Genomic DNA, 20684 nt, shown 5'->3' with positions numbered 1-20684 from the left:
ATCACGCCCAATTGTTTGATTTCTTGTCTTGGAAACGCTCAATAAATATCCTCTTTTGTAGACATCATACGAATGACGTACAAAACCTGTGTTTTAGTCTGATACGTAAATATTTAAGTATTTACTTCAATGATTTCAAGTGTTCTCATAATTACTGAGCTCAATTTTTGGAGTCGTTATCTAGGTCGTTCTGAGGGGATTCGATGAGCATAGTGCAGGTATTGGTTGGTTTTGGATTGGCTACTATTCTTGGCTTGGTATTGGCCGAGATGGGGGTTAATTCCAATAAACAGGCCGCACAGATCAGAAATTCAATGGAAAGAGCAGCCATCACTCAATCTCTCCAGTCTATTATATCCTCTTCTGAAGTTTGTAAAACATCCGTTCGACTGGCGCAGTTTGGTCCTCCAACAGGGGTACCGACGGGGGAAGCTGGTGTCCAAACCATTCGCGTTGGCTTTTATCTTGATAGTAATAAACCGCCGACCCCTGCACCCGGTGGACAGAAGGTCCCCATTATTGAAGGTATGGATGTCCCAGGCTTTGGTCTGACTACAGAATGGGTTCGTGCCTTCGATCCCGTGGTCGTTCCAACTGCGACACTCACACCTCCAGCAACGTTGTATGTCGCGACGGTAAAAGCGAAGTTTAAACCCAAAACAATGATGCCTGGGAGTATTGACTTAAAATCGGTCGATATCGGAAAAGTTTTTTTCATAACGAACAATACAATCGCTGCGGGCGGAACTGTTTCAAATTGCTTCGGAAACAATGCGGGCGCCTATGTTTGTCCAAACGGCGAAACGCAGGTTGTGGAGAATGGTTTCTGGACGTGTAAAAGTATTCAAGAAGCTTATGCGAAAGCATGTGGCAATTCCACTGGCCAAATGATGAAAACTACGGGCGGAGGAACTGCCCAATGTCAGACCTTCTACGAGATCTCTAATCAGTCTTGCGAAGGCTATGGCGGAGTGACAACTGATACAACCTGTAAGACAAGAGCTTGTACCGCTGGAACTCAGTCATTAGGCGGTGGTTCTCAAACTGTGACTATCCCCGGTACTACAATTCCGTCTCAAACTATTCCGGGAACAACGATCGCAATATCTAGTGGGGGTTCAGGTACGAACCCCTCTTCTTCGACCTCGTACTACACAGTGCCATCACATACTATTCCTGCATTCACAATTCCGGACCGAACTGCTACCGTAAACTTCCCGGCATCATCTGCTCCAATTGTTAAGTTCTACAATTGCAGCGGCGGATGCGACCAAGTGGCAGCAGTTAATTGCAATAATAAAGGTCTGTGATGCGATTTAATCCGAAAATGCTAAAGCCCCTGACCCTCGTAATTTTGGGTTACGGTTTACTTTGCTATATGGCTGTTGTTGCCAGAGCCTTTCAGATTATTCGCTTTCCTTACACAATTGATTATGGTGAGTCGACGATTCTTTATCAGGTAAAGATTTTGTTCGATGGGTTCTTTCCGTATCGAGCTTCTGCATTTGATTCTGCTAATTATTTTTCTTACACGCCTCTTTTTCAATCTGTTGTAAGCATATTAGGATCAGATCCGATTATGTGGCTTCGCGAAGCAAGAATTTTGAACACCGTCTCCTTGCTTCTTACGGGTGTGCTTATTTCTAAGTTTTATGTCGATGGCAAGAGCGAAAAAGCCACCGCGATAGATTGGGCTTTGCCATTTTTGTTGTGGATTTCCTGGTATCCCGTTTTCAATTGGACAGGAATGGGAAGACTAGATGGTGTGGCCCTGTTCTTTCAGATGATGGGGCTTTTCCTGTATCTTCGGGAAAAAAATCAAGGCAGCTCGCGATTCATGGCGATGATTTGCTTTTTTCTAGCGATCTTTACAAAACAATCAGCGCTGTGGGTTCCATGTTCGTTGTTTCTTTATGATTTGATAAATCGAAAATTCGAGAAGTCGTGGGTCGTGTTTGCCGTCGGACTGATTACGGGTTTCATGTCATTGAATTACTTCAGTGAAAATACTCTGTTCGGACATCTGTTTTCATCGAATAATAATAGCTATCATTTGTCTAACTTGCTGATTTCTCTCAAAGAAAATGGACTGTTCCATTTGGGAATTCTATTGGTGACTGCATTTGGGGTATCAAAACTTCAAATCCGTGGTCGCGATCAGCTGGTAATTATTCTTGGTCTGCTTTCGCTAATATATGTTTGGGGTATGGGACGAGAAGGCAGTGGTTCGAATTTTCTTCTCGAGTTCTGTGTTGTTTTGACTTGGCTAACGATGCGCGGGATTGAAGCCTTGAGCAAATCCTGGAAGTGGTCTGCTGTTGCCGCGATTCTTATCGTTGCGACTTGTTGGCAGAACATGCGTTATCGAACTTACTTTTTGAAAGATCCGGGTGTCCCGACCTTTGTAACAGCTTGGTCAGAAGAGGTAAAACAAAGCACAGAAATTGTAATTGAAAGAATTAAAAGCGCGGATGGCCCAGTGTGGTCTGATAATCCCGCGTTGTTATTATTTGCCGGGAAAGACATTGAATTTTTCCCTTTTGAATATAAGCAGGCCGTGGCTCGTGGAAAGCTGGACGAGTTTTTTTTCGTAAAAGATATTGAAGATAAGAAAGTTGCCATGATTGTCATGGAAAGAAATAAGTATCTTCCGACAGTTCAAAGATTTTCTGACAACATCCTAAAAGCCATAGAAACGGCTTATCGACCTAGTTATCAGAACGACTACTACCTTGTGATCGTCCCAGGAAAGCTATAGCTATCCAAAGAATCGTAAGTGCAGTTATTAGATAGCTTATCCACATAACTACAGGTCGCGAATAATGCAAATGGGTCTGACCAGATCCCGTGATAAGAATACCAGCGGGTTGAACCTTAGGAATGACACCTTTATCTGTTGCGGTATCGTAGACCAGCCCTGGGAAATATTGAAGTGAGACATGGAATGTACCTGGCGTCGATGGCAAAGCGATCGAATAGTCTCCCGCAGAATTGCGGATGATTTTGGGCGAGCTTTTTCCATCTATGCGCCCATCACTGGGTGGATTTGCATCACACATTCTTTCCATTTCAGAAACAGACATCTCAGGAGAGTTCGTATCGTGGAACTTTACGATGGAAGTGTTAGGATTTAAATAACGACCCTCAGAAATCAATTCGAACTTTAAATCGCCATCCACACGTTGAAGGGACTTCAGGATATCGTCATAGCAAGAAATGAACTTTCGTCTTTCTGCATAGTTCAATTGAAAGTATTGAATCAATGATTCTTTCGACGGCATCCACACTTCGGTTGCAGCAGTCATGTTTAGAAAAGAATTAAAGAAGCAGGTATAAAATTGACAGCTTTTGTGTTCGAAAGCGAAATCAGATTCTTTTTCCAATACAGTAGGAGGTCCCATCATCTTGAAGATCGCCGCTGAAATATTACGATTGGCTGGTGCACTTTCCCAGTAAAGGCCCTTCGTAAAAAATGAGCGATAGCCATTCGTATGTGCGGCGATTTCCATCGCGAAATCGACAGGCCTTCCGAATCCGAACATATAAGAACGACCCTGGCCAAATTCTGTTGGCTGAGAGGGGGTGATGCTTTCAAGTTTCGGCTGGTAAGTCGTAAAGATATCCTGGGAATAAAGATGTCCACCGAAATTTCCAAACCACGCAATCATAAATACCGTGATCAATAAGGACTTTCGAATTTTTGAAGACGATTCATTGAGAGCAAAGGCAACAGCCAGAATCAAAAGAAGAATCGTCGGGTATAGCAGGCGGTAGTAATGAAATGGAATGACGGGGAGGCCGAATTTCTGGAAAGTTTTCGCGTATCCGATTACAGCGGCCAAAAGGAGCGCCGTGAAAGACAGGCAGAAAGAAGTCTTAGGTTTTCTAAAGAATAAGAACAAAAACGCGGTCATCGTCAGCCAGAAGGCCGTTTTCTTGGGCATGGAAATTTGATGAACAAGAAATTCGCGATAAACCACCATTGGAATCAGGAACATTGACGTTAAGCCAAAGCAAATTGCTCCAATATAGACCAGATTTTTCAAATCTTTCTCAAAGACCTTCTTTACTATGCAGTAAAGAACTGCAACCAAGCCGAAGATAAAGTGAGACAGAATGGTGAGTGCAATGAAAACAGCCGTCTTGGTGTTATTTCTCTTAGAAAGAGAAATGATGCTAAGAATAAGAAAACCTGCAGATAAGAATTGGTTCATCAACCCAGTGATGAAGATGTCCTGAAAACTCAATCCTTGATAATAGATAATGTGTGGCACTTTGTAGAAATTCAGAAAGAAGCCAAGATTTTCTTCGTATGAGTAAATATTTAGCGACAGCATCCACGAGATAAAGACCAGGAGGAATACTTTTGCACCAACTGATTGCAGTTGACGGGAAAGTTTATAGATCGTCGAAATGAAGAACGTGAAGATGCAAAATACGAAAATACTGTAAAGCAGCCTATGGTTCAGATCAGATCCAAAGGCTAACGAGAATAATTTTATAACAGGACTCAAAATAAAGTCATGAAGGGGAGGATAGAAAAGGTTTTGCAGGCCCCCCATAAAGAAGTGATCGTTATATCCGTGAAGTCCGACTTCCCACAAATCCATCGCGCTGACATAGCGGCCACCGCCATCTAGTGAATATAAAATATCATGGAAGTACATCGTTAAGGCTGCAGCAATGCAGTTTAAGAAGATCAACTTCTCAAAGTGCCTCTTAACGAAAGCTCTAATACCATTCAATTTTTCGAGCTGCATAGCCACTGCTTTCGGTGAATGATTTTTCCAGGGATTTTTCCACAGCGACGACGTTCATTCTTTTTGAAAGTCCGCAGGTCTTAGTTGCGAATACATGGGGAAGATTTGCTGATTGGCTTTTGGCTTGCCAGCTTTCTTGCAGCAATTTCTTGAAAACGGAGTGTTGACCTTGCTTCCAGGCATTTGCGGCTTGATGAGCCAGATCCTTTTGAATCTTTAGAGAGTTCAGTTCTGGTAGGTCTGTCTCACCCAAGCTGACTGCCGAAGATTCCGTGATAAAGAAAGACAAATCCAACTCTTTTAGGAAATTTCCATCCAACGTGCGGTGGATGATTTCAGAACCTGGATCTTTGGAAAGATGATGTGCGCCCTGATAAAGGCACGGATAGAAATCCTGAAATCCACCAAAGATGCTCAGCGTGTCCCGCTCAAGCGAATGAGCCGTGTCCAAAATCTGTTTATTATCCCAATCAAGATTCAGATAATTTAAACAAGCCTTTAACACCGCGATTAAATGTGCGGAACTTCCGCCCAAGCCAGTCTGCGGTGCAAACTCTGAATATGTCTTGATATGCAGGCCACCACCCAGTGAGGTTACAAGATCTGCGAAGTTGTTCAGAACAGCCAGGCTGATGCGAAATTCATCTCTGGAAATCAGCACCATCTCTGGAAGTTTATCGACCTGAACCTGCGTTTTGTAATCATTGGTCTCAATAAAAATGTGTGGACTTTGGATTTTTCGAATTTCACAATGAGAGAAGGCTTTAAACGAAGCATTGATGACTTCGGTTCCATGTTTGTTGGTAAAAAAAGGCAGATCTGTTCCGCCTCCAATTAAACCTATGCGATATGGAATACTCGATTTAAATACCATTGAGGGAAATGCTACTTTGGTAAATTCGGAATTGGAATCAAAAACTTTAGTTCTCTTGGCTGGGGGCATGGCCTCTCGGCTAAACAGTTTTTTGAATTCCGAAAGTCATGTGAAGTGCCTGAGCGAATTTTCGGGCCGCGTGTTTTTGGATTACCTATTGGCGCAAGCAAACGCTGCAGGGATTGAACAAGTCATCATCCTGGGTGGGCCAAATCGTGAAATCATTGAAAATGCAGTTCGCAAGTTGAACTATCCAATGCGCTTCTCTTTTCCAGAGGAAAAAGTCCGTTTGGGAACAGGTGGGGCGTTGACGTTGATCGCTCCTTATTTGCAAGAAAAGTATTTTATCCTTTCGAATGCAGATACTTATTTTTCCGAAAATCCATTTGAGCTCGTAAAGTCGCAATCGATGGGGAATAAGGACGCCGTTTTCTATATGCGCACTTTTGTGCACACGTCCTCATTTCATGAGATTAGTAAGCAAGAAGCTTATGCCTGGCCGGATCTATATCAGACGCCTTCATATATCTATACGGGACTGTCGGTTCTAAGTTCAGAAATTGTTCGTAACTGGCACAGCTTTGATTTACCGGTGTTCTGTTCCTATGAAAAAGATGTTTTTGATAAAATCAAAGCGCGCGCAAAGTTTACCGCGTATCCATTCGATGAAATAGATTTTGGAACCGAGTCCGGATTTAAACACCTTCAGGGCACTTTCAAAAAGGCAGCGGTATGAACGAATACCATTTCCAAAGAAAGAAGTTCTTTGACGAAGCTATCTCCCGTACCGGATTTAGATCACAAGCGCCGTTGACGGCGAGTTTCAGAATTCCTTTTCATTTGTTCTCTAAATTGCAGATTCAGGTGCAAGAATACCTAAAGGTGTCCTGTGGAGCTAACGAGTTTCACGACGGTGATTTGCAAAAGGCACTGACTGATTTTCCTTCCAAGGCCAAAAACATCAGTACGTCAGGAATCGTCATTCCAAAATCATATTGCGATCACAAGTTCACCGAAGTTCATCAAACGATTGCGGAAATCCTAGAGCAATCCCAAATTGCGGATGCGGTGGAGTTTTGGATATACCCATTTAATATCCGATTAAAAGGAACTGATCATGGATCTGGTTCGCGGGCCTATCCAACAGAGCTTCCTCACTCTGAAACTTGGGTGGGATGTTCGTTGCGTTCAGTTCTATTGCATATTCCTATTCTGGGTGATCTTTCAAATAACTTGTTGAAAGTGTGGATGCCGGGCGAGAAGTTTGAATCGAGCTGGTTAAAGCCTCTTTCCAGCTATCACGAGGCTCAAGAACTTATTCAAGACAGCACCGAATTGGATGTTAATAATATTGCAGGCAATATGCTGATGGTGGATTCTTCGTTGCTGCATGGAACTCATCGTGCAGAAAGCGCTGGTTCCAGGGTTTCTATTGATTTGAACGTTGTTTTGAAGTCTTACGATCAGAATATCTATAAAGATGACAAGAATCTTTTGGTCGAACGCCAAAAGCTGTCTACTGAACAGTTCTTTGAAATAGGAAAATCTTTACGTGTGTCTTCTCCCGATGGCGAAGACGATGTATTCAATCCGCCAGATGGCATGCGCCATCCCGCAAATATTAAACTAGTAAAGATCTGATGCCGTCTTTCAGAGACGTGCGCGCTTTCCAGCCCAGGGCATTTGCCGTCGACGAATCCAGATACTTGTGAGCTGCCCCGGCTAAGCCGTTGTTCTTGTAATTAAGAGTTCCTTTGTAATCCACGGTTTCGCGGATCAGTTCAGCCAATGAGCTGATCGAAACAACTTCTCCACTGGCCACATTGATGACTGGCTTTGGCGAGGCATGATTTAAAATCATCAAGGTGGCTTCGGCCAGATCGTCGGAATAAAGGAAGTCCCTTTTATTTTTTCCGTCACCCCAGATTTGAATGTCTTTTTGATTGGTTTTTACTGCAACCAACATGCGATGAACCAGTGAGGGGATTACATGAGAGTTCTCGGAGGCCGATTTGATCGCTAAACCATAGACGTTACTTGGGATGATAGAGATAAATTCGGTCTTATGCTGTTGATTGAAGGCTTGAGCCATCATCAGTGCATTTAGTTTTGCATAGGCAAAATATTTACTGGATTCCTCAATGTGCCCCGAACCGATGGCTTCCTCTTTGTAGGGAAGCTCAGCACTCAGCGGATAAATACAAGACGGAATGAATTGTAAGAGTCTTTTTGTCTCGGCTTTGAATGCAGATTGCAGGACGTTGACGGTCATCAGGGTATTTTCAACCGAAAAGGTGCTTGGATTATTGACGTTTGCATAGACTCCGCCACTTTTGCCGGCGGCGTGAATGACGTGGGTAGGTTTGTGGGTTTGAAAGTATCTATCCACGGCAAAGGAATCGCGTAGATCTAATTCATACGAAGAAGGAGTTAGAATCTCAAATGACTTTAGATCAGTGAGTTTTCTAAAGATCGCACTGCCAATTAATCCTGAGCTGCCCAGTAGCAATAATTTCTTATTTACCATAGTTAATTTAGTGACTAAGCAGGTGCTGAAGGCAAGAATTAATCTGAATGAAAGTAGCGAATAAGACCTTTCTAGTTTTGTCTTTGGGATTTGTGATCGCCGTGATTGCGGCAAGCCATCGCTATTACTATTTCGTATCCCAGGATCAAGCTTGCCACTTACAGAAGATTCAATACTCCCAGCAGCTGTGTTCACCAGTTGGGGAAAAAGCTGATTGGGATCACTTGCCGGGCTTAGTAGTCATTCGTGTTCCAGCTTTGAATGCAAATGCAGAAGCGTACTTGCTAAAAAAGGAAATATCAGATGTTTCCTGGGTTCAAAATCCCGGCTGGTTCGGCTTTAAGTACAATTGCATTCTAGATCGCGTGGCAGTAATTCAGAATAATCGCTGCCAGTTCTTATAATTCTTTACGTGTAAAAATAAATCCCAGATCCGAGATTCTGCGAAGTTCATACTTTTCGTGAATCGTTTTGACAAACCCCGCAGGTAGTTTGAACTTTGTCCAAGTCAGGTTTTCACTTGGATACTCAGTCAGTAATAAAGTGTCATAGTGATCAAAGCTCTTTTGATTACCCAATTGAGTATTCATATTGTTCTCAAAATAGGTAAAATCAGGTGTAAAACCCACAAGGGTACAAATGCCCGGCTCATCACAAAATAGATTTGTCGCCGAAAATCCTGTTAGATGTGATTTCGTATTCTCGATTGCCTTTTCAGCATCAGATCGTGTCGGCGGCCAAGCGCGGTGATCAAGATAAGTTAACCTTCCGGATAATCCATGGTTTTCAAAGAAAGCAGATCCCATGAAGACGGCGACAATCGATATCGCCGCAATTGATTTCAGAGCGAGCTCAGCATTCAGCAGATTTTGAATACTCAAGAACGCCAACATTCCCATCGGAATACTCAAGGAGATAAAGTAATTAAAATTCGATCCCGAGCGACCTAATCCTAAAAGTACCAGGAGGAAACCGATTGCAACCCACGCAATCAGAAAATTCTTAAGCGGCTTTTTGATAGGTACCAGGAATAGCGCCAAGAGCGAAAGAATAAAAATATACAGATGAGACACTAGATAACTTGAAAGCATTTGCACAAGGCGCGAAAAATACCAGGATTGCCCACCAAGTTGAGTCACTGTGTGTTCCCAATAACTCACTCCAAACGTCCATGTGACAATGCCAAAGACAGCCGCGGTGGTTAAAAGATAGATTGGTGCAGATTTCAAAGTCCGCGTGGGAGCGCGCCAGAACTCAAAGGCAAAGACCACGAGAAGTCCCGCAATGGAGTTCTGTTTGCAGAAGAATGCGAGCAGAAAACATATCAAAGACGGAACTAACAAGACGCGATTTGTTTTTAAACTTCGTACATAAAACAAAATGCCCAGTATTTCAAACAATGCAGCCAGCAGGTCGGACCGCGCGAGCAGAGACCAATCAAAAATGGCGGTTTGATACAGAATCAAAGTAGCTAGCAGGGGAAGGTGTTGAAGTTTCACCAACTCAAAATTCGCCAGAATCAACCAAGCGATTAAAGCCATTAACAAAGCGGAAACCACTGAGATGATTCTTCCGGAAGATAAAGCGCTGCCGGCATCGTGGCTGACTGCCGTCACCAACCCTAAGTGCGCGAACGGATATCCGGTAATACTTCCTTGTTCAAAATTTTCAGAGGAATAAAGGACACGGGGACTTTCGCTGGTTCTCCATTTTTCTACAAAAGCCAGAGTGGTCCCTTCGGCATAGTCACGATTGAGCCCATATTGAGTTTCTTTCACAGCTGTGAACAGATAGCTTGCGATAAAAACAAAGGGAATAATATAGTAAAAGATGATCTTGATCGTAGAGCCAAAGTTCTTCATTCATTAAAGCTAGCATGATTAAAATCCCTATGGCAAAGTGGATAACATGCTTCTATCAGTCGTACTTACTAATTTGAATGAGGGTGCTACCATTGTTGAGTTCATCTCAAGATGTTCAGCCGCTTTAAATAAACTTAAGCAAGACTTCGGCATCGATGGCGAAATGATCTTCGTTGATGATCATTCCAAAGATTTTTCCCCCCACTTGATTAAAGAAGCTATTCAAAATGATAAACGCATTCGTCTATTGCAGATGACTCGCCAAATGGGGCGCGATATATGCTTTTTTGCCGGACTTAAAGTGGCCAAAGGTGACTTAGTGATCACCATGGATTCCGATTTACAAGATCCGCCAGAATTATTCGAGGAACTGGTAAAACTTTGGAAGACTACTCAGGCAGATGTCGTAAATACTCACATGGTGGAGCGCCATGGTGAAACGCTTTACAAGCGCATCATGCTGAAGCTTTCTTACCGAATTTTGTCGGCATCCTATCCTTTTAAATACTCAGTCGATTGCGGAAACTTTAAACTTCTCACCCGTCGGGCAGTAAATGAAATTTTAAAGTCGGGGGAGGTAGATCCTTACTTTAGAGCTTACACAGATTGGATTGGCTTAAAACAAGCTTATCTTCCATTCAAAAGACAGCCTCGTTTTGCCGGGGAAACAAATTTTTCTTTGGGCGGGCCACGCAGCTATTTGGAATTTTTCAGAGCGTGGACACACTTCTCTTATTTCCCTCTGCATTTGCCATTTTTCCTGGGCTCACTCTTTTTATTGGGAGCATTGTGGAGTGGGTTTTCAGTGTTAAAAAACTTCAATCAAAACAGTTTGCTTCTTGCGATTGTTAGTTTTGGTTTTTCGGCGCTCTTTTATATTGTATGGCTTTTTGGATTTTATATCCGCCAAGTGCACACGGCGACTCGCAATCGCCCCCACTATATCGTGAATGAACAGGTGAACTTAGAAGGTCACTGACCTTCTATTCCGAATTTACGATAGATCGTGTAGCCGGCACCTTTGTCAAATACAGGAACATCCTTTAGGGCAGATTTATCAAACTGCAAATAGATCCCTGTTAGATCTTTGAATCTTCCTGAGGTTTCATAGTCAGAATAACTTCCATCGTCTCTTGAGATCACTAACAAAGGTTTTACGAAAGTCATCTCCAAAGGTCTTCTGAGCATTTCCATTCTAAAAATAGTTTCACGGTTATTACGAAGTCCCAAAGTCCAAGAATAAAAATCCCACCACGCCATGACAGGAATGGAAGTGAACATTGGTACGGGATGATTGTGACGACTATCAATAATGGCGACATAGTTTTTAGGGGTTTCAGCTTGCAGCTTGTCTGCCAAAGCCATTTCTTCACGACTCGTTAGGGGATAAATTTCCGTCCACTCTCGCAAAGACGGCAAAACGCAAATGATACACAGAACGGCGAGCCCTTTTTTAGACGGGAAGAATTCAACGATAAGAACTGTGCACAAGAACATCATAATCAAAGTGTTCTTGATATTGTCATACTCGTTGATCTGCCACTGAAACAGTAAATGCAGAGCCGTTAAAATCAGAATAATTGCAAGTTCCACGTAGCGCTTTTTGACGATACCAAAGTAAAGTCCCAGCAAATAAACGATACCACCGTAAGTTGGCCAAAACATCCACGGACTGATGGCGAAACGCTCCTGAGTCCAATTGGGTCTGAAGATCGGGTATCCCGTTGTCGCTTCACTCCACAGATAATGTTTAAAGGTCAGAATAATTGCGAGACTTGTGATGGCCCAGGCCACAGCTTCAACTGGAATCTTGCGCTTTTTATTAAAGGTCACTATCGAAAACACGGTGGCGACAACTGCGGTTGAAAGAAGTGTATGGGGGTGAGTCATACACATAATCAGCGTGATGAAGGTAAGTTTTAACCAAGTCATCACTCGTGTTTTCAGGTTGGGCACAGTTTGATTGGTTAAAAAGTCGCTAAAAATATCATAAACAACTAAGAGCAATGAAAACGTAATCAGAAGGCTGCGATTCGGGCTAAATGTGTTTAACCACAGTTGAGGCTGCGTTCCTTCTCCCGTCGGCATGCTCGCGAATAGAAAAAGAAAAAGGACAGCCGCGATGGAGTTGTGCGAAAAGCTTCTTTTTTTCAAAAACCCGTAAGAACAATAAAAGAACAGAACCGTAAAGAGGACTGAAGGAATTAAAAAAGCAGTTTTAAAGGGAAGCCCCAGTCTTAACAACAATCCTGATGGAACATCCGCCCAGAAGGGATAGTTGTTGCGCGCGCCATACACGAAGGGGTTGTGCGTGTACCATTCAACGATGGTTTGATAACGCACCTTTGAGGCTTGCGCAAAGTGAACCGGCCAATCGATGTAATTGGAAATTCCACGAGCCCATAAAATGTCTTGTTCCCAGAACATACTGACGGGCCAGTACACCACGACGAGCAAGAATATAATGCAATATAATAACATGATTAATTATTGCACAAACCTCTGTTTATCCAAATAATATTTTTGGAGTAATTTTGGATATATTATTTTTGAATCCACCCATATCTGAACACGTCTATCAAAACCTGAGTGGCGGTGTCGCTACACTGGAAATGCCAGTGTGGATGGGGATGCTTACGGCCTCTATGAAAACCATGGGGCACTCAGCAGACCAAGTGGATTGTGCGGCGGAAAATCTGACCGTCGCGCAAACGTATGATCGCGTTTCATATCTCCGCCCTCGCTTGATTTGTATTGTTGTTTATGGGCAGCATCCTTCTGCCTCGACGCAAGCGATGTTTGGTGCAAGCTATCTGTGTACGGAGTTAAAGAAACTTGCTCCCGAATTAAAGATTATCATGCTTGGTGGCCATATCTCAGCATTACCTCTGCGAACAATGCAGGATGAGGCGTGTGATTTTGTGTGCGAGGGAGAAGGGCCTAAAACTTTGGATGCTTTGTTAAAAACAAACTTCAAAGATACAAACACCTTAAAAAAAGTTCCTGGCCTGTGGTTCCGAGAAGACGGACACATTCAACATAATCCAACAGCGTCTTTAATTGAGCAAAATCAATTACACGTCGTGTTTCCCGAAGTGGATTTACAGTCTCTGCCAACGGGAAATTATAAAGCTCCGAACTGGCATTGTTTTGATCATATCGAAGATCGCCAGCCTTATGCGACCGTGTATACGAGTTTGGGTTGTCCGTTTCGTTGTAGCTTTTGTTGCATTAGTGCTCCCTTTGGAAAACAGGGCACATTTCGTTATTGGCAGCCGGATCACATCATCAAGCAATTTGATGTCTTTGCTTCCATGGGAGTAAAAAATATCAAGATCGCTGACGAGATGTTCGTTTTGAAAGAAGAACATTTCTTAAAGATCGCCGACCTTTTAATTGAAAGAAAATATAACTTCAACATCTGGGTATTCGGTCGCATCGATACGGTGAAGCCGCAACACGTGGAAAAACTAAAAAAGGCCGGTATTAACTGGATTGTTCTAGGTATTGAAGCCTTTGATCAAACAGTGAGAACCGGAGTGAACAAGGGTCGTTATACTGAAAACGATATCTTTGAAAAAACCAAGATGCTTAAAGATGGCGGAATCCACGTTCATGGAAACTTTGTCTTTGGTCTTCCAGACGATACTTTAGATACCATGCAAAGAAGTTTGGATCTGGCGGTTGAGCTGAATCTGGAAACCGCAAATTTCTACTCTGCGATGGCCTATCCCGGATCAGAGCTTTATCGCGAAGCCGTTCGTAATAATGTTGAGCTTCCCGAAAATTGGTTGGGTTACAGTCAGCACTCCTATGATTGCAAGCCTTTACCGACAAAGCACATCAGCTCCGCTGAAGTTTTAACATTCCGTGATCAAGCGTGGAGCATTTATCACAATAGCCCTGCCTATTTGAATTTGATCAAATCCAAGTTTGGACCAAAGACATTTGAATATATTGAGAATTTGAAAAAGATAAAACTCAGTCGCAAATATTCTTTGGATAAAGTTTTGGCAAAGGCCTCTTATGAATAACTTTCGTTGGCCTTTGATTCAAAACAATATCACCGACGCAGATAAGACGGCTCTGGTAAAGCACATCATGACTTCTGATCGCTTCACTCAAGGTGAGAAAGTAAAGAAGTTTGAACAAGAGTGGTCAAAGTGGTTGGGTGTAAAGCACAGCATTTTTGTAAGCTCAGGTTCGGCAGCAAATTTCCTGACCCTTTCTGCACTAAGAGATATCGCGGGTGTGGGTGAGGTGATCGTTCCACCTTTGACCTGGGTTTCGGACGTCGTTTCCATCATCGAAAACGGATTTACCCCAGTTTTTGTTGATATCAATCCCGAGACATTGGCTCTTGATTATGAAGCCACTAAAAAGGCCATCACCAAGAATACCAAAGCCGTTTTTCTTACGCATATTCTGGGATTGAATGGTTTAAGCACTCAGCTGCAGGATCTTTTAAAAAAGCACAATATTCCATTAATTGAAGATGCCTGTGAATCCCATGGCGCTAAAATGGGTTCTAAAAAAGTGGGAAGCATCGGCTTTGCCTCAAACTTTTCCTTTTACTATGGCCATCACATGACAACGATTGAAGGCGGCATGGTGTGCAGCAATGATCCTGAATTCGCGCAACTGGTGCGAATTAAGCGGGGACACGGTCTATTGCGTGAATCCACTGATCCAGCTCAATTGCAAAAGCATTTAGGCAATTCAAAACAAGTCTATAAAGAATTTGATTTTCCAGTGGTGGGGTTTAACTTTCGCAACAACGAATTGGGTGCAGTTTTAGGCCTCAATCAATTAAAGCGTCTGGATAAAAACAACACGCAAAGAAGTATTCGCCTGCAAAGATTCCTAAAGGCCTTGGATAAAAAGACATACTTTACCCAGTACAACACCAAGGGCAGTTCCAGCTATGCTCTTTTACTGCAAATCCTTCCAGAGAAAGTGCATTTAAAATCTAAAGTGGAAAAAGTTCTAATGGATTTGGGAGTCGAGTACCGCCGGGGAATGTCTGGTGGAGGAAATCAACTTCGCCAAGGATTTTTAAAAACACGCGGGATTGATATCGATCCGACGGCATTTGTGAATACAGAACAAATCCATCATAACGGATTTTATATCGGGAACTTTCCGTCCCTTCCCCTTAAATGGATTGATCAGCTCTGTAAGGCACTGAACGAGGTGGCAAAATGATGACTCACGATGAACTAAAAAAACTAGCCCACGACACACGCACAGAAGTGCTGGAAATGTGTATCGAAGCCGGAACGGGCCACGTGACGTCTTCGATGTCAGCTGTGGAAATTCTAATCAGCTTGTACTTCGGCGGTCTTGTAAATGTAAATCCTCTGGAACCAAAGTGGTCCGGTCGTGATCGTGTGATCATCAGTAAGGGACAATGCAGCCCTTTGATTTACAGTGTCCTTTCCAGTAAAGGATTCTTCCCGAAAGACTGGTTGCAAGGTTTCGCACAGAAAAACGGAAATTTCGGCGTGCACTTACAAAACAGTGTTCCTGGTGTTGAACTTACAACGGGAGCTTTGGGGCATGGTTTGGGTGTCGCGGCAGGCGTGGCGTTAGCTGCAAAAATGAACCGTGAATTGCATTTGGTTTATTGTCTGTTAGGGGACGGTGAACTGTATGAGGGTTCCATCTGGGAATCCGCTATGTTTGCTGCCCACAATCAGCTTAATAACCTGGTCGTGATCGTGGATCGTAACTTTATGGCGACGACTGACTTCACGGAAAACATGGTAGCCCTTGAGCCACTCGACAAAAAATTTGAATCTTTCGGTTTTAACGTTGTCACAGTAAATGGTCATAGCACGGAAGAACTGATCAACAGCATGCAAAACCTACGCAGTCGCAAGTACCGTCAGCCTACAGTCATTATTGCCGAAACCACTAAGGGTGCCGGCATTCAATCGATGTCCCATATTCCAGTCCTGCACGGAGTTCCTCCGCAAGGGGCCAAGGGAATCGACCAAGCCCGCAAAGATCTAGCGAAAGGAATCATCTAATGGCGCAATCAGAAATGTCACAACGTGATGCTTTTCTTTCTGAACTTTACGAGCGCGGTAAAATTGATCGCGATGTTGTTTTGATTTCCGCGGACATGGGAGCTCCGGCTCTGGATCTGATCCGTCGCAATTTACCGGGCCAGTTTTATAACGCCGGTATTTCAGAGCAAAATGCCATTCTTGTAGCTTCTGGTTTGGCTTTGGAAGGAAAGAAAGCATTTACTTTTGCTATCGCTTCTTTCATCACAGTGAACTGCCTTGAAAAAATTCGCGTGCAAATGTCGATCATGAAACTTCCCGTGCAAATCATTGGCGTGGGTGGAGGATTCAGTTACGCAGACTCAGGGCCCACTCATCACGGAATTGAAGATGTCGCTGTGATGCGCGCGTTCCCAAATATCGAAATCTTAAATATCTCAAGCTCGGTGAATGCTGAAGCTGCAGCCAAATACGTTCTAGAGCACCCAAAAACTCCACGCTATATTCGTCTGGACCGTGAGGTACTTCCACATGTCCCAGGTGAGTCCGAGATGAATTTCTCAACAGGCTTTAGGTACATCAGAAAAACCAGATCTTTAAAAGCGTTGCTGGTGACGGGAAATCTGGTGGCGAAAGTTCCTGAAATCATGAAATCGAATAAGGAACTTAATATCATCGAGGTCGCAAGACTTGATAAAGTTCACGAAAGCCTTCGTAAAGAGCTGCAACCATTCTCCCATGTTATCTGCCTTGAAGAGCATTTCAAAAACGGCGGCTTGGGAACTTTGATTGCCGAGACAGTGGTCGATTGGAATTTGAAATGCGCAGTAAAACGCATGGCCTTAAGTATGGAAGGTGGTTACACCTATAAGTACGGCGGCCGAGAAGTTTTAAGAGCCGACCTCGGTCTTAATATTGCTGAATTCTTTGAAGAAGTGATGGCATGAAGATCCTAGTTACAGGGGCCGCAGGTTATAAAGGAACGCAACTCGTTGATCTACTTTTGGCTTCAGGCCACGAAGTCTTTGCGCTGGATGATTTCCGCTATAACCAGAAAGTTTTTCAAGGCCACCTAAAAAACAGAAAGTTTCAGCTAAAGAAGACAGACGTCAGAAATCATTCAGCCTATCTTGAATGGCTGAAGCAAGCCGATGCCTTTATTCCACTTGCATGTTTAACGGGTGCCCCGGTTTGCGAGAAGTTCACAGACCTTGCGACCGCTATCAACCATCAGGCCATTGCTGATGCATTGAAACTCCTCTCTAAAAACCAAGCAGTTCTTTTCCCAATGACCAACAGTGGTTACGGCGTGGGAGGCGAGGCTCATTGTGACGAGAATAGCCCCTTAAAGCCCTTATCCCATTATGCGAGATTAAAAGTGGAAACGGAAAAAGCGGTCCTTGATCACGGCAATTCGGTTTCCTTTCGTTTCGCGACTCTGTTCGGAGCAAGCTATCGCATGCGCTATGATCTTCTGGTGAATGATTTTATGTGGAAGGCGCAAACGGATAAAGAAATTCATCTGTTTGAAGGCCACTTTCGCCGAAACTTCCTGCACGTCGCAGATGCCGCCCGCGTTTACGTGCACGCTCTGGAAAACTGGAATCACCTGAGAGGCGAAATATTTAACGTTGGTTTGACCGCCGCAAATATGACTAAGCTTGAACTCTGCCAAGAAATTAAAAAGATTATTCCCGATTTAAAGATCACAGCGAATCACGACATGAAAGATCCCGATAAAAGGGACTACGTGATTTCTAACGGCAAAATCGAAGCAACGGGCTTTAACTGTAAATACACGCTGCACGATGGTTTAAAAGAGCTTAAGGATATCTTTGTCCTTGGCCGAACTTCTGAAGATTCAAATCAATAATCAGTGGCCATTGCATCATATATCTCTAGGATCGAACCACAGCTCTTTGCGATCGAATGGAACGGAAGAGGGCAAATACGGGTTTGGGATTTTTATAAGGACTCTTTTATTTAAGTCTAATTCGCGGATTACTTTTGCATAGTGCTTATCAAATATTTTGCGATAAGAACCGCTCTTGATCATGAATCTTAAACCTTCTTCCACTCGACGGGCCATCAATCGTCCATCCGATGAATCTTGAAACCAGAAATAAGTCGGCAGCGGATAGTAAAGCAAAACATGATCATCTATCGCTAAGTTTGAATACAGTTTTTTGAAGTGGCGATATTCTTCCAGAACCTCAACAACTCCCCGGGGGAATATTTGAAATTCGCCAGCGATCAAAGATTTAAATAAGTCGTCGTATTTCGCTTTGGTGATAACGTTGAAGCCAGAGTTCTTCAGAATTGAAATATCACCCCAACCTGCGCCTTGACCCACGTTGAAGGTAATAAGTTTCTCTAAAGAATCCACCTTCGATAGTTGAGCTTGGTTTTTCTTGTCAATTAACAACACACGGTAACCAATCAGGTTACGATCGATAGGAATTTTTACCGCGTTCAGTTCAGTTTCAAAGACCTTATTAGTCTCTCGAATCATGACGGTTAATTTAGCACTCTTTTTTTTCATTTCCGCTAGTTGCTGATCTTCGCTGAGTATTTCCGAAGGAGTTAATGAATAGGGTCCGAATTTTTTCTCTGTCAGATCCAACGCAGATTTCAAAATTTCCCAATGATATTTATAGCGAAAATCATGATCAGACTCAGGAGCATGATAAACGAATCGCATAACGGCAAAGCTGCTATGACCAAGTGTTAAAATGCTTATAAGTATTAAGACTTTGATTAAATTCATACGTTTTACCTTGAGTTCGAATAAAATACTGTGTCCTATTTTGTAAAGAGCGTAAAACAAAAAATAGGTACAGCACGAGGGAGTCATTGTGGAAACAAATGAATTATATCGCGGACGTTTGATTGATCACATTCAGTTGGTGGTGAAAGATCTTGAATCCTCAAAAAAATTCTATTTGCCGATCTTTGAAACCTTACAAATCCCGATTGGTGGACAGGGACCGGACTTTTTTTGGGTAGACGAGCTATTTATTTCATCCAAGGAAAGCAAAGCGGCGAATGGTGCACTCACAGGCCGTGTTCATTTGGCGTTTCAAGCTAAGGATCGTGCTATGGTCGATAAGTTCCATGAGGTGGCGATGAAGTCAGGCGGAAAAGACAACGGCAAGCCAGGCGAGCGCCCCTACCATCCAGGCTATTATGGCGCCTTCGTGATTGATCCTGACGGCAACAACATCGAGGCCGTTTTCCACGGCCCAGCAAAAAAATCGAGCGAAGCCATCAAGATCACTTTCTAAAAAGACGCCAGGTCCTGTTTCTGTATGCGCCGCATTCCGAAAAGGGAACTGTTACCCAAAAAAAAGCCCCGGGTTTCCCCAGGGCTTTTTGAATTTTAAATTATAAAATTCGAACTACATTGAAAGAGCTTTTTTCAAGTTCTCATCAAGTTTGTTCAAGAACGGCTCAGTGTTCATGTATTTATCAGCAGGAACTTTATCGCCGTAGATGCAAACCGCAAGGTCTTTAGTCATGAAACCAGCTTCAACAGTTTCTACGCAAACTTTTTCCAAAGTTTGAGCGAACTTAACTAGTTCAGGATTTGAATCCAAGTTACCACGGTGCTCAAGACCACGAGTCCAAGCAAAGATAGAAGCGATTGGATTTGTTGACGTTGGTTTACCTTGTTGATGTTGACGGTAGTGACGAGTCACTGTTCCGTGCGCAGCTTCTGCTTCCATTGTTTTACCATCTGGAGTTACAAGAACTGAAGTCATCAAGCCCAAAGAACCGAAACCTTGTGCAACTGTATCTGATTGAACGTCGCCATCGTAGTTCTTACAAGCCCATACGAAGTTACCATTCCATTTCAATGCAGAAGCAACCATATCATCGATCAAACGGTGTTCGTAAGTGATGCCAGCAGCTTCAAATTTAGCTTTGAATTCTTTTTGGTAGATTTCTTCAAAGATGTCTTTGAAACGACCATCGTACTTTTTCAAGATTGTATTTTTCGTTGAAAGGTACAAAGGCCATTTTTTAGACAAAGCTTGGTTGAAGCAAGAGTGTGCAAAACCTTTGATAGACTCATCAGTGTTGTACATAGTCAATGCAACGCCATCGCCTTTAAAGTTGTAAACTTCGTGAGTGATAGTTTCGCCACCGTTTTCAGGTTGGAAAGTCACAGTCAATTTACCTTTACCTTTAGTCACGAAATCTGTTGCGCGGTATTGGTCACCGAATGCGTGACGGCCGATACAGATTGGTGCTGTCCAGTTAGGAACCAAACGAGGAACGTTTTTGCAGATGATTGGTTCACGGAAAACAGTACCGTCCAAGATGTTACGGATAGTGCCGTTTGGTGATTTCCACATTTGTTTCAAGTTGAATTCTTTAACGCGCGCTTCGTCTGGAGTGATCGTCGCGCATTTGATACCAACGTTGTACTTTTTGATCGCTTCAGCAGAATCAACAGTTACTTGGTCGTTAGTAGCATCACGATGTTCCATGCCCAAATCGAAATACTTGATGTCGATGTCTAGGTAAGGAAGGATCAATTTTTCTTTGATGAATTTCCAGATGATACGAGTCATTTCATCGCCGTCGAGTTCAACAACGGGATTTGCAACTTTGATTTTTTTCATGAGTTGTCCTTGTGGAAGGTTA

At 43.1% G+C, this 20684-nt stretch carries 19 protein-coding genes; 12 read left to right on the top strand and 7 right to left on the bottom strand.

The annotated features are described in order from the left end of the window. Window positions 1-203: 203 nt before the first annotated feature. Window positions 204-1310 carry a hypothetical protein gene (locus tag DOM22_RS18835; protein WP_142701858.1) on the top strand — a complete coding sequence of 369 codons (1107 nt, stop codon included), beginning with the start codon at window positions 204-206 and terminating at the stop codon, window positions 1308-1310. After that, entirely contained in the window at window positions 1310-2758 is a 1449-nt protein-coding gene (locus DOM22_RS18830) for a hypothetical protein (RefSeq protein ID WP_210415651.1), read from the top strand. The genes DOM22_RS18835 and DOM22_RS18830 overlap by 1 nt, the downstream gene beginning before the upstream one ends. Here DOM22_RS18830 and DOM22_RS18825 read toward each other — a convergent pair. Both DOM22_RS18825 and DOM22_RS18820 read right to left on the bottom strand, forming a co-directional pair. Further along, window positions 2709-4760, bottom strand: a complete 2052-nt coding sequence (locus DOM22_RS18825) for a hypothetical protein (RefSeq protein WP_142701856.1) — start codon at window positions 4758-4760, stop codon at window positions 2709-2711. The genes DOM22_RS18830 and DOM22_RS18825 overlap by 50 nt on opposite strands. Further along, entirely contained in the window at window positions 4732-5703 is a 972-nt protein-coding gene (locus DOM22_RS18820) for a hypothetical protein (RefSeq protein WP_142701855.1), read from the bottom strand. Before DOM22_RS18820 ends, DOM22_RS18825 begins: the two co-directional genes overlap by 29 nt. Before the next feature lie 40 nt (window positions 5704-5743). On the opposite strand from DOM22_RS18820, the gene DOM22_RS18815 reads away from it, so the two are divergent. Next, window positions 5744-6370 carry a hypothetical protein gene (locus DOM22_RS18815; protein WP_246845757.1) on the top strand — a complete coding sequence of 209 codons (627 nt, stop codon included), beginning with the start codon at window positions 5744-5746 and terminating at the stop codon, window positions 6368-6370. Then, window positions 6367-7275 (top strand): hypothetical protein, encoded by a 909-nt coding sequence (locus DOM22_RS18810; RefSeq protein ID WP_142701853.1) that lies wholly within the window; start codon window positions 6367-6369, stop codon window positions 7273-7275. Before DOM22_RS18815 ends, DOM22_RS18810 begins: the two co-directional genes overlap by 4 nt. Here the strand turns inward: DOM22_RS18810 and DOM22_RS18805 are convergent. After that, window positions 7256-8161, bottom strand: a complete 906-nt coding sequence (locus tag DOM22_RS18805) for an NAD-dependent epimerase/dehydratase family protein (protein ID WP_142701852.1) — start codon at window positions 8159-8161, stop codon at window positions 7256-7258. The genes DOM22_RS18810 and DOM22_RS18805 overlap by 20 nt on opposite strands. Before the next feature lie 47 nt (window positions 8162-8208). On the opposite strand from DOM22_RS18805, the gene DOM22_RS18800 reads away from it, so the two are divergent. Then, window positions 8209-8565 (top strand): hypothetical protein, encoded by a 357-nt coding sequence (locus tag DOM22_RS18800; protein WP_142701851.1) that lies wholly within the window; start codon window positions 8209-8211, stop codon window positions 8563-8565. Here the strand turns inward: DOM22_RS18800 and DOM22_RS18795 are convergent. Further along, complete coding sequence (locus DOM22_RS18795) at window positions 8560-10023, bottom strand: hypothetical protein (protein WP_142701850.1); 1464 nt, start codon at window positions 10021-10023, stop codon at window positions 8560-8562. The two genes, DOM22_RS18800 and DOM22_RS18795, sit on opposite strands and share 6 nt — an antisense overlap. Window positions 10024-10069: 46 nt before the next feature. Here DOM22_RS18795 and DOM22_RS18790 point away from each other — a divergent pair, with 46 nt between their 5' ends. Further along, window positions 10070-11002, top strand: coding sequence for a glycosyltransferase (locus DOM22_RS18790; RefSeq protein ID WP_142701849.1), 933 nt, complete (start codon window positions 10070-10072; stop codon window positions 11000-11002). Here DOM22_RS18790 and DOM22_RS18785 read toward each other — a convergent pair. After that, window positions 10996-12504 carry a hypothetical protein gene (locus DOM22_RS18785; RefSeq protein ID WP_142701848.1) on the bottom strand — a complete coding sequence of 503 codons (1509 nt, stop codon included), beginning with the start codon at window positions 12502-12504 and terminating at the stop codon, window positions 10996-10998. The two genes, DOM22_RS18790 and DOM22_RS18785, sit on opposite strands and share 7 nt — an antisense overlap. A gap of 53 nt (window positions 12505-12557) precedes the next feature. Between DOM22_RS18785 and DOM22_RS18780 the strand changes: the two genes are divergently transcribed. From DOM22_RS18780 to DOM22_RS18760, 5 genes are read left to right on the top strand one after another with little or no spacing between them, the layout of a single operon-like run. After that, on the top strand, window positions 12558-14057 hold the full coding sequence (locus DOM22_RS18780; protein WP_142701847.1) for a B12-binding domain-containing radical SAM protein: 1500 nt from the start codon (window positions 12558-12560) through the stop codon (window positions 14055-14057). Next, window positions 14050-15228: a DegT/DnrJ/EryC1/StrS aminotransferase family protein gene (locus DOM22_RS18775; protein WP_142701846.1), complete on the top strand. Its 1179-nt coding sequence runs from the start codon at window positions 14050-14052 to the stop codon at window positions 15226-15228. The genes DOM22_RS18780 and DOM22_RS18775 overlap by 8 nt, the downstream gene beginning before the upstream one ends. Next, window positions 15225-16055, top strand: coding sequence for a transketolase (locus DOM22_RS18770; RefSeq protein WP_142701845.1), 831 nt, complete (start codon window positions 15225-15227; stop codon window positions 16053-16055). Before DOM22_RS18775 ends, DOM22_RS18770 begins: the two co-directional genes overlap by 4 nt. After that, window positions 16055-16981: a transketolase family protein gene (locus DOM22_RS18765; RefSeq protein ID WP_142701844.1), complete on the top strand. Its 927-nt coding sequence runs from the start codon at window positions 16055-16057 to the stop codon at window positions 16979-16981. The genes DOM22_RS18770 and DOM22_RS18765 overlap by 1 nt, the downstream gene beginning before the upstream one ends. Then, window positions 16978-17907: an NAD(P)-dependent oxidoreductase gene (locus DOM22_RS18760; RefSeq protein WP_142701843.1), complete on the top strand. Its 930-nt coding sequence runs from the start codon at window positions 16978-16980 to the stop codon at window positions 17905-17907. Before DOM22_RS18765 ends, DOM22_RS18760 begins: the two co-directional genes overlap by 4 nt. A gap of 15 nt (window positions 17908-17922) precedes the next feature. Here the strand turns inward: DOM22_RS18760 and DOM22_RS18755 are convergent, their stop codons facing one another. Further along, window positions 17923-18801: a hypothetical protein gene (locus tag DOM22_RS18755; RefSeq protein ID WP_142701842.1), complete on the bottom strand. Its 879-nt coding sequence runs from the start codon at window positions 18799-18801 to the stop codon at window positions 17923-17925. A gap of 88 nt (window positions 18802-18889) precedes the next feature. Here DOM22_RS18755 and DOM22_RS18750 point away from each other — a divergent pair, with 88 nt between their 5' ends. Beyond that, entirely contained in the window at window positions 18890-19318 is a 429-nt protein-coding gene (locus DOM22_RS18750) for a VOC family protein (RefSeq protein WP_142701841.1), read from the top strand. Window positions 19319-19432: 114 nt separating this feature from the next. On the opposite strand, the gene DOM22_RS18745 is transcribed toward DOM22_RS18750, so the two are convergent. Continuing rightward, the gene (locus DOM22_RS18745) at window positions 19433-20662 is read right to left on the bottom strand and encodes an isocitrate dehydrogenase (NADP(+)) (RefSeq protein ID WP_142701840.1); all 1230 of its coding nucleotides are present in this window, start codon (window positions 20660-20662) and stop codon (window positions 19433-19435) included. Window positions 20663-20684 lie beyond the last annotated feature (22 nt).

The sequence above is a fragment of the Bdellovibrio sp. ZAP7 genome (assembly GCF_006874645.1).
In the GTDB taxonomy this organism is placed as follows: Bacteria; Bdellovibrionota; Bdellovibrionia; order Bdellovibrionales; family Bdellovibrionaceae; genus Bdellovibrio.
Note: the sequence above shows the minus strand (reverse complement) of the source record. Positions and strands in the feature narration are given on the sequence as shown.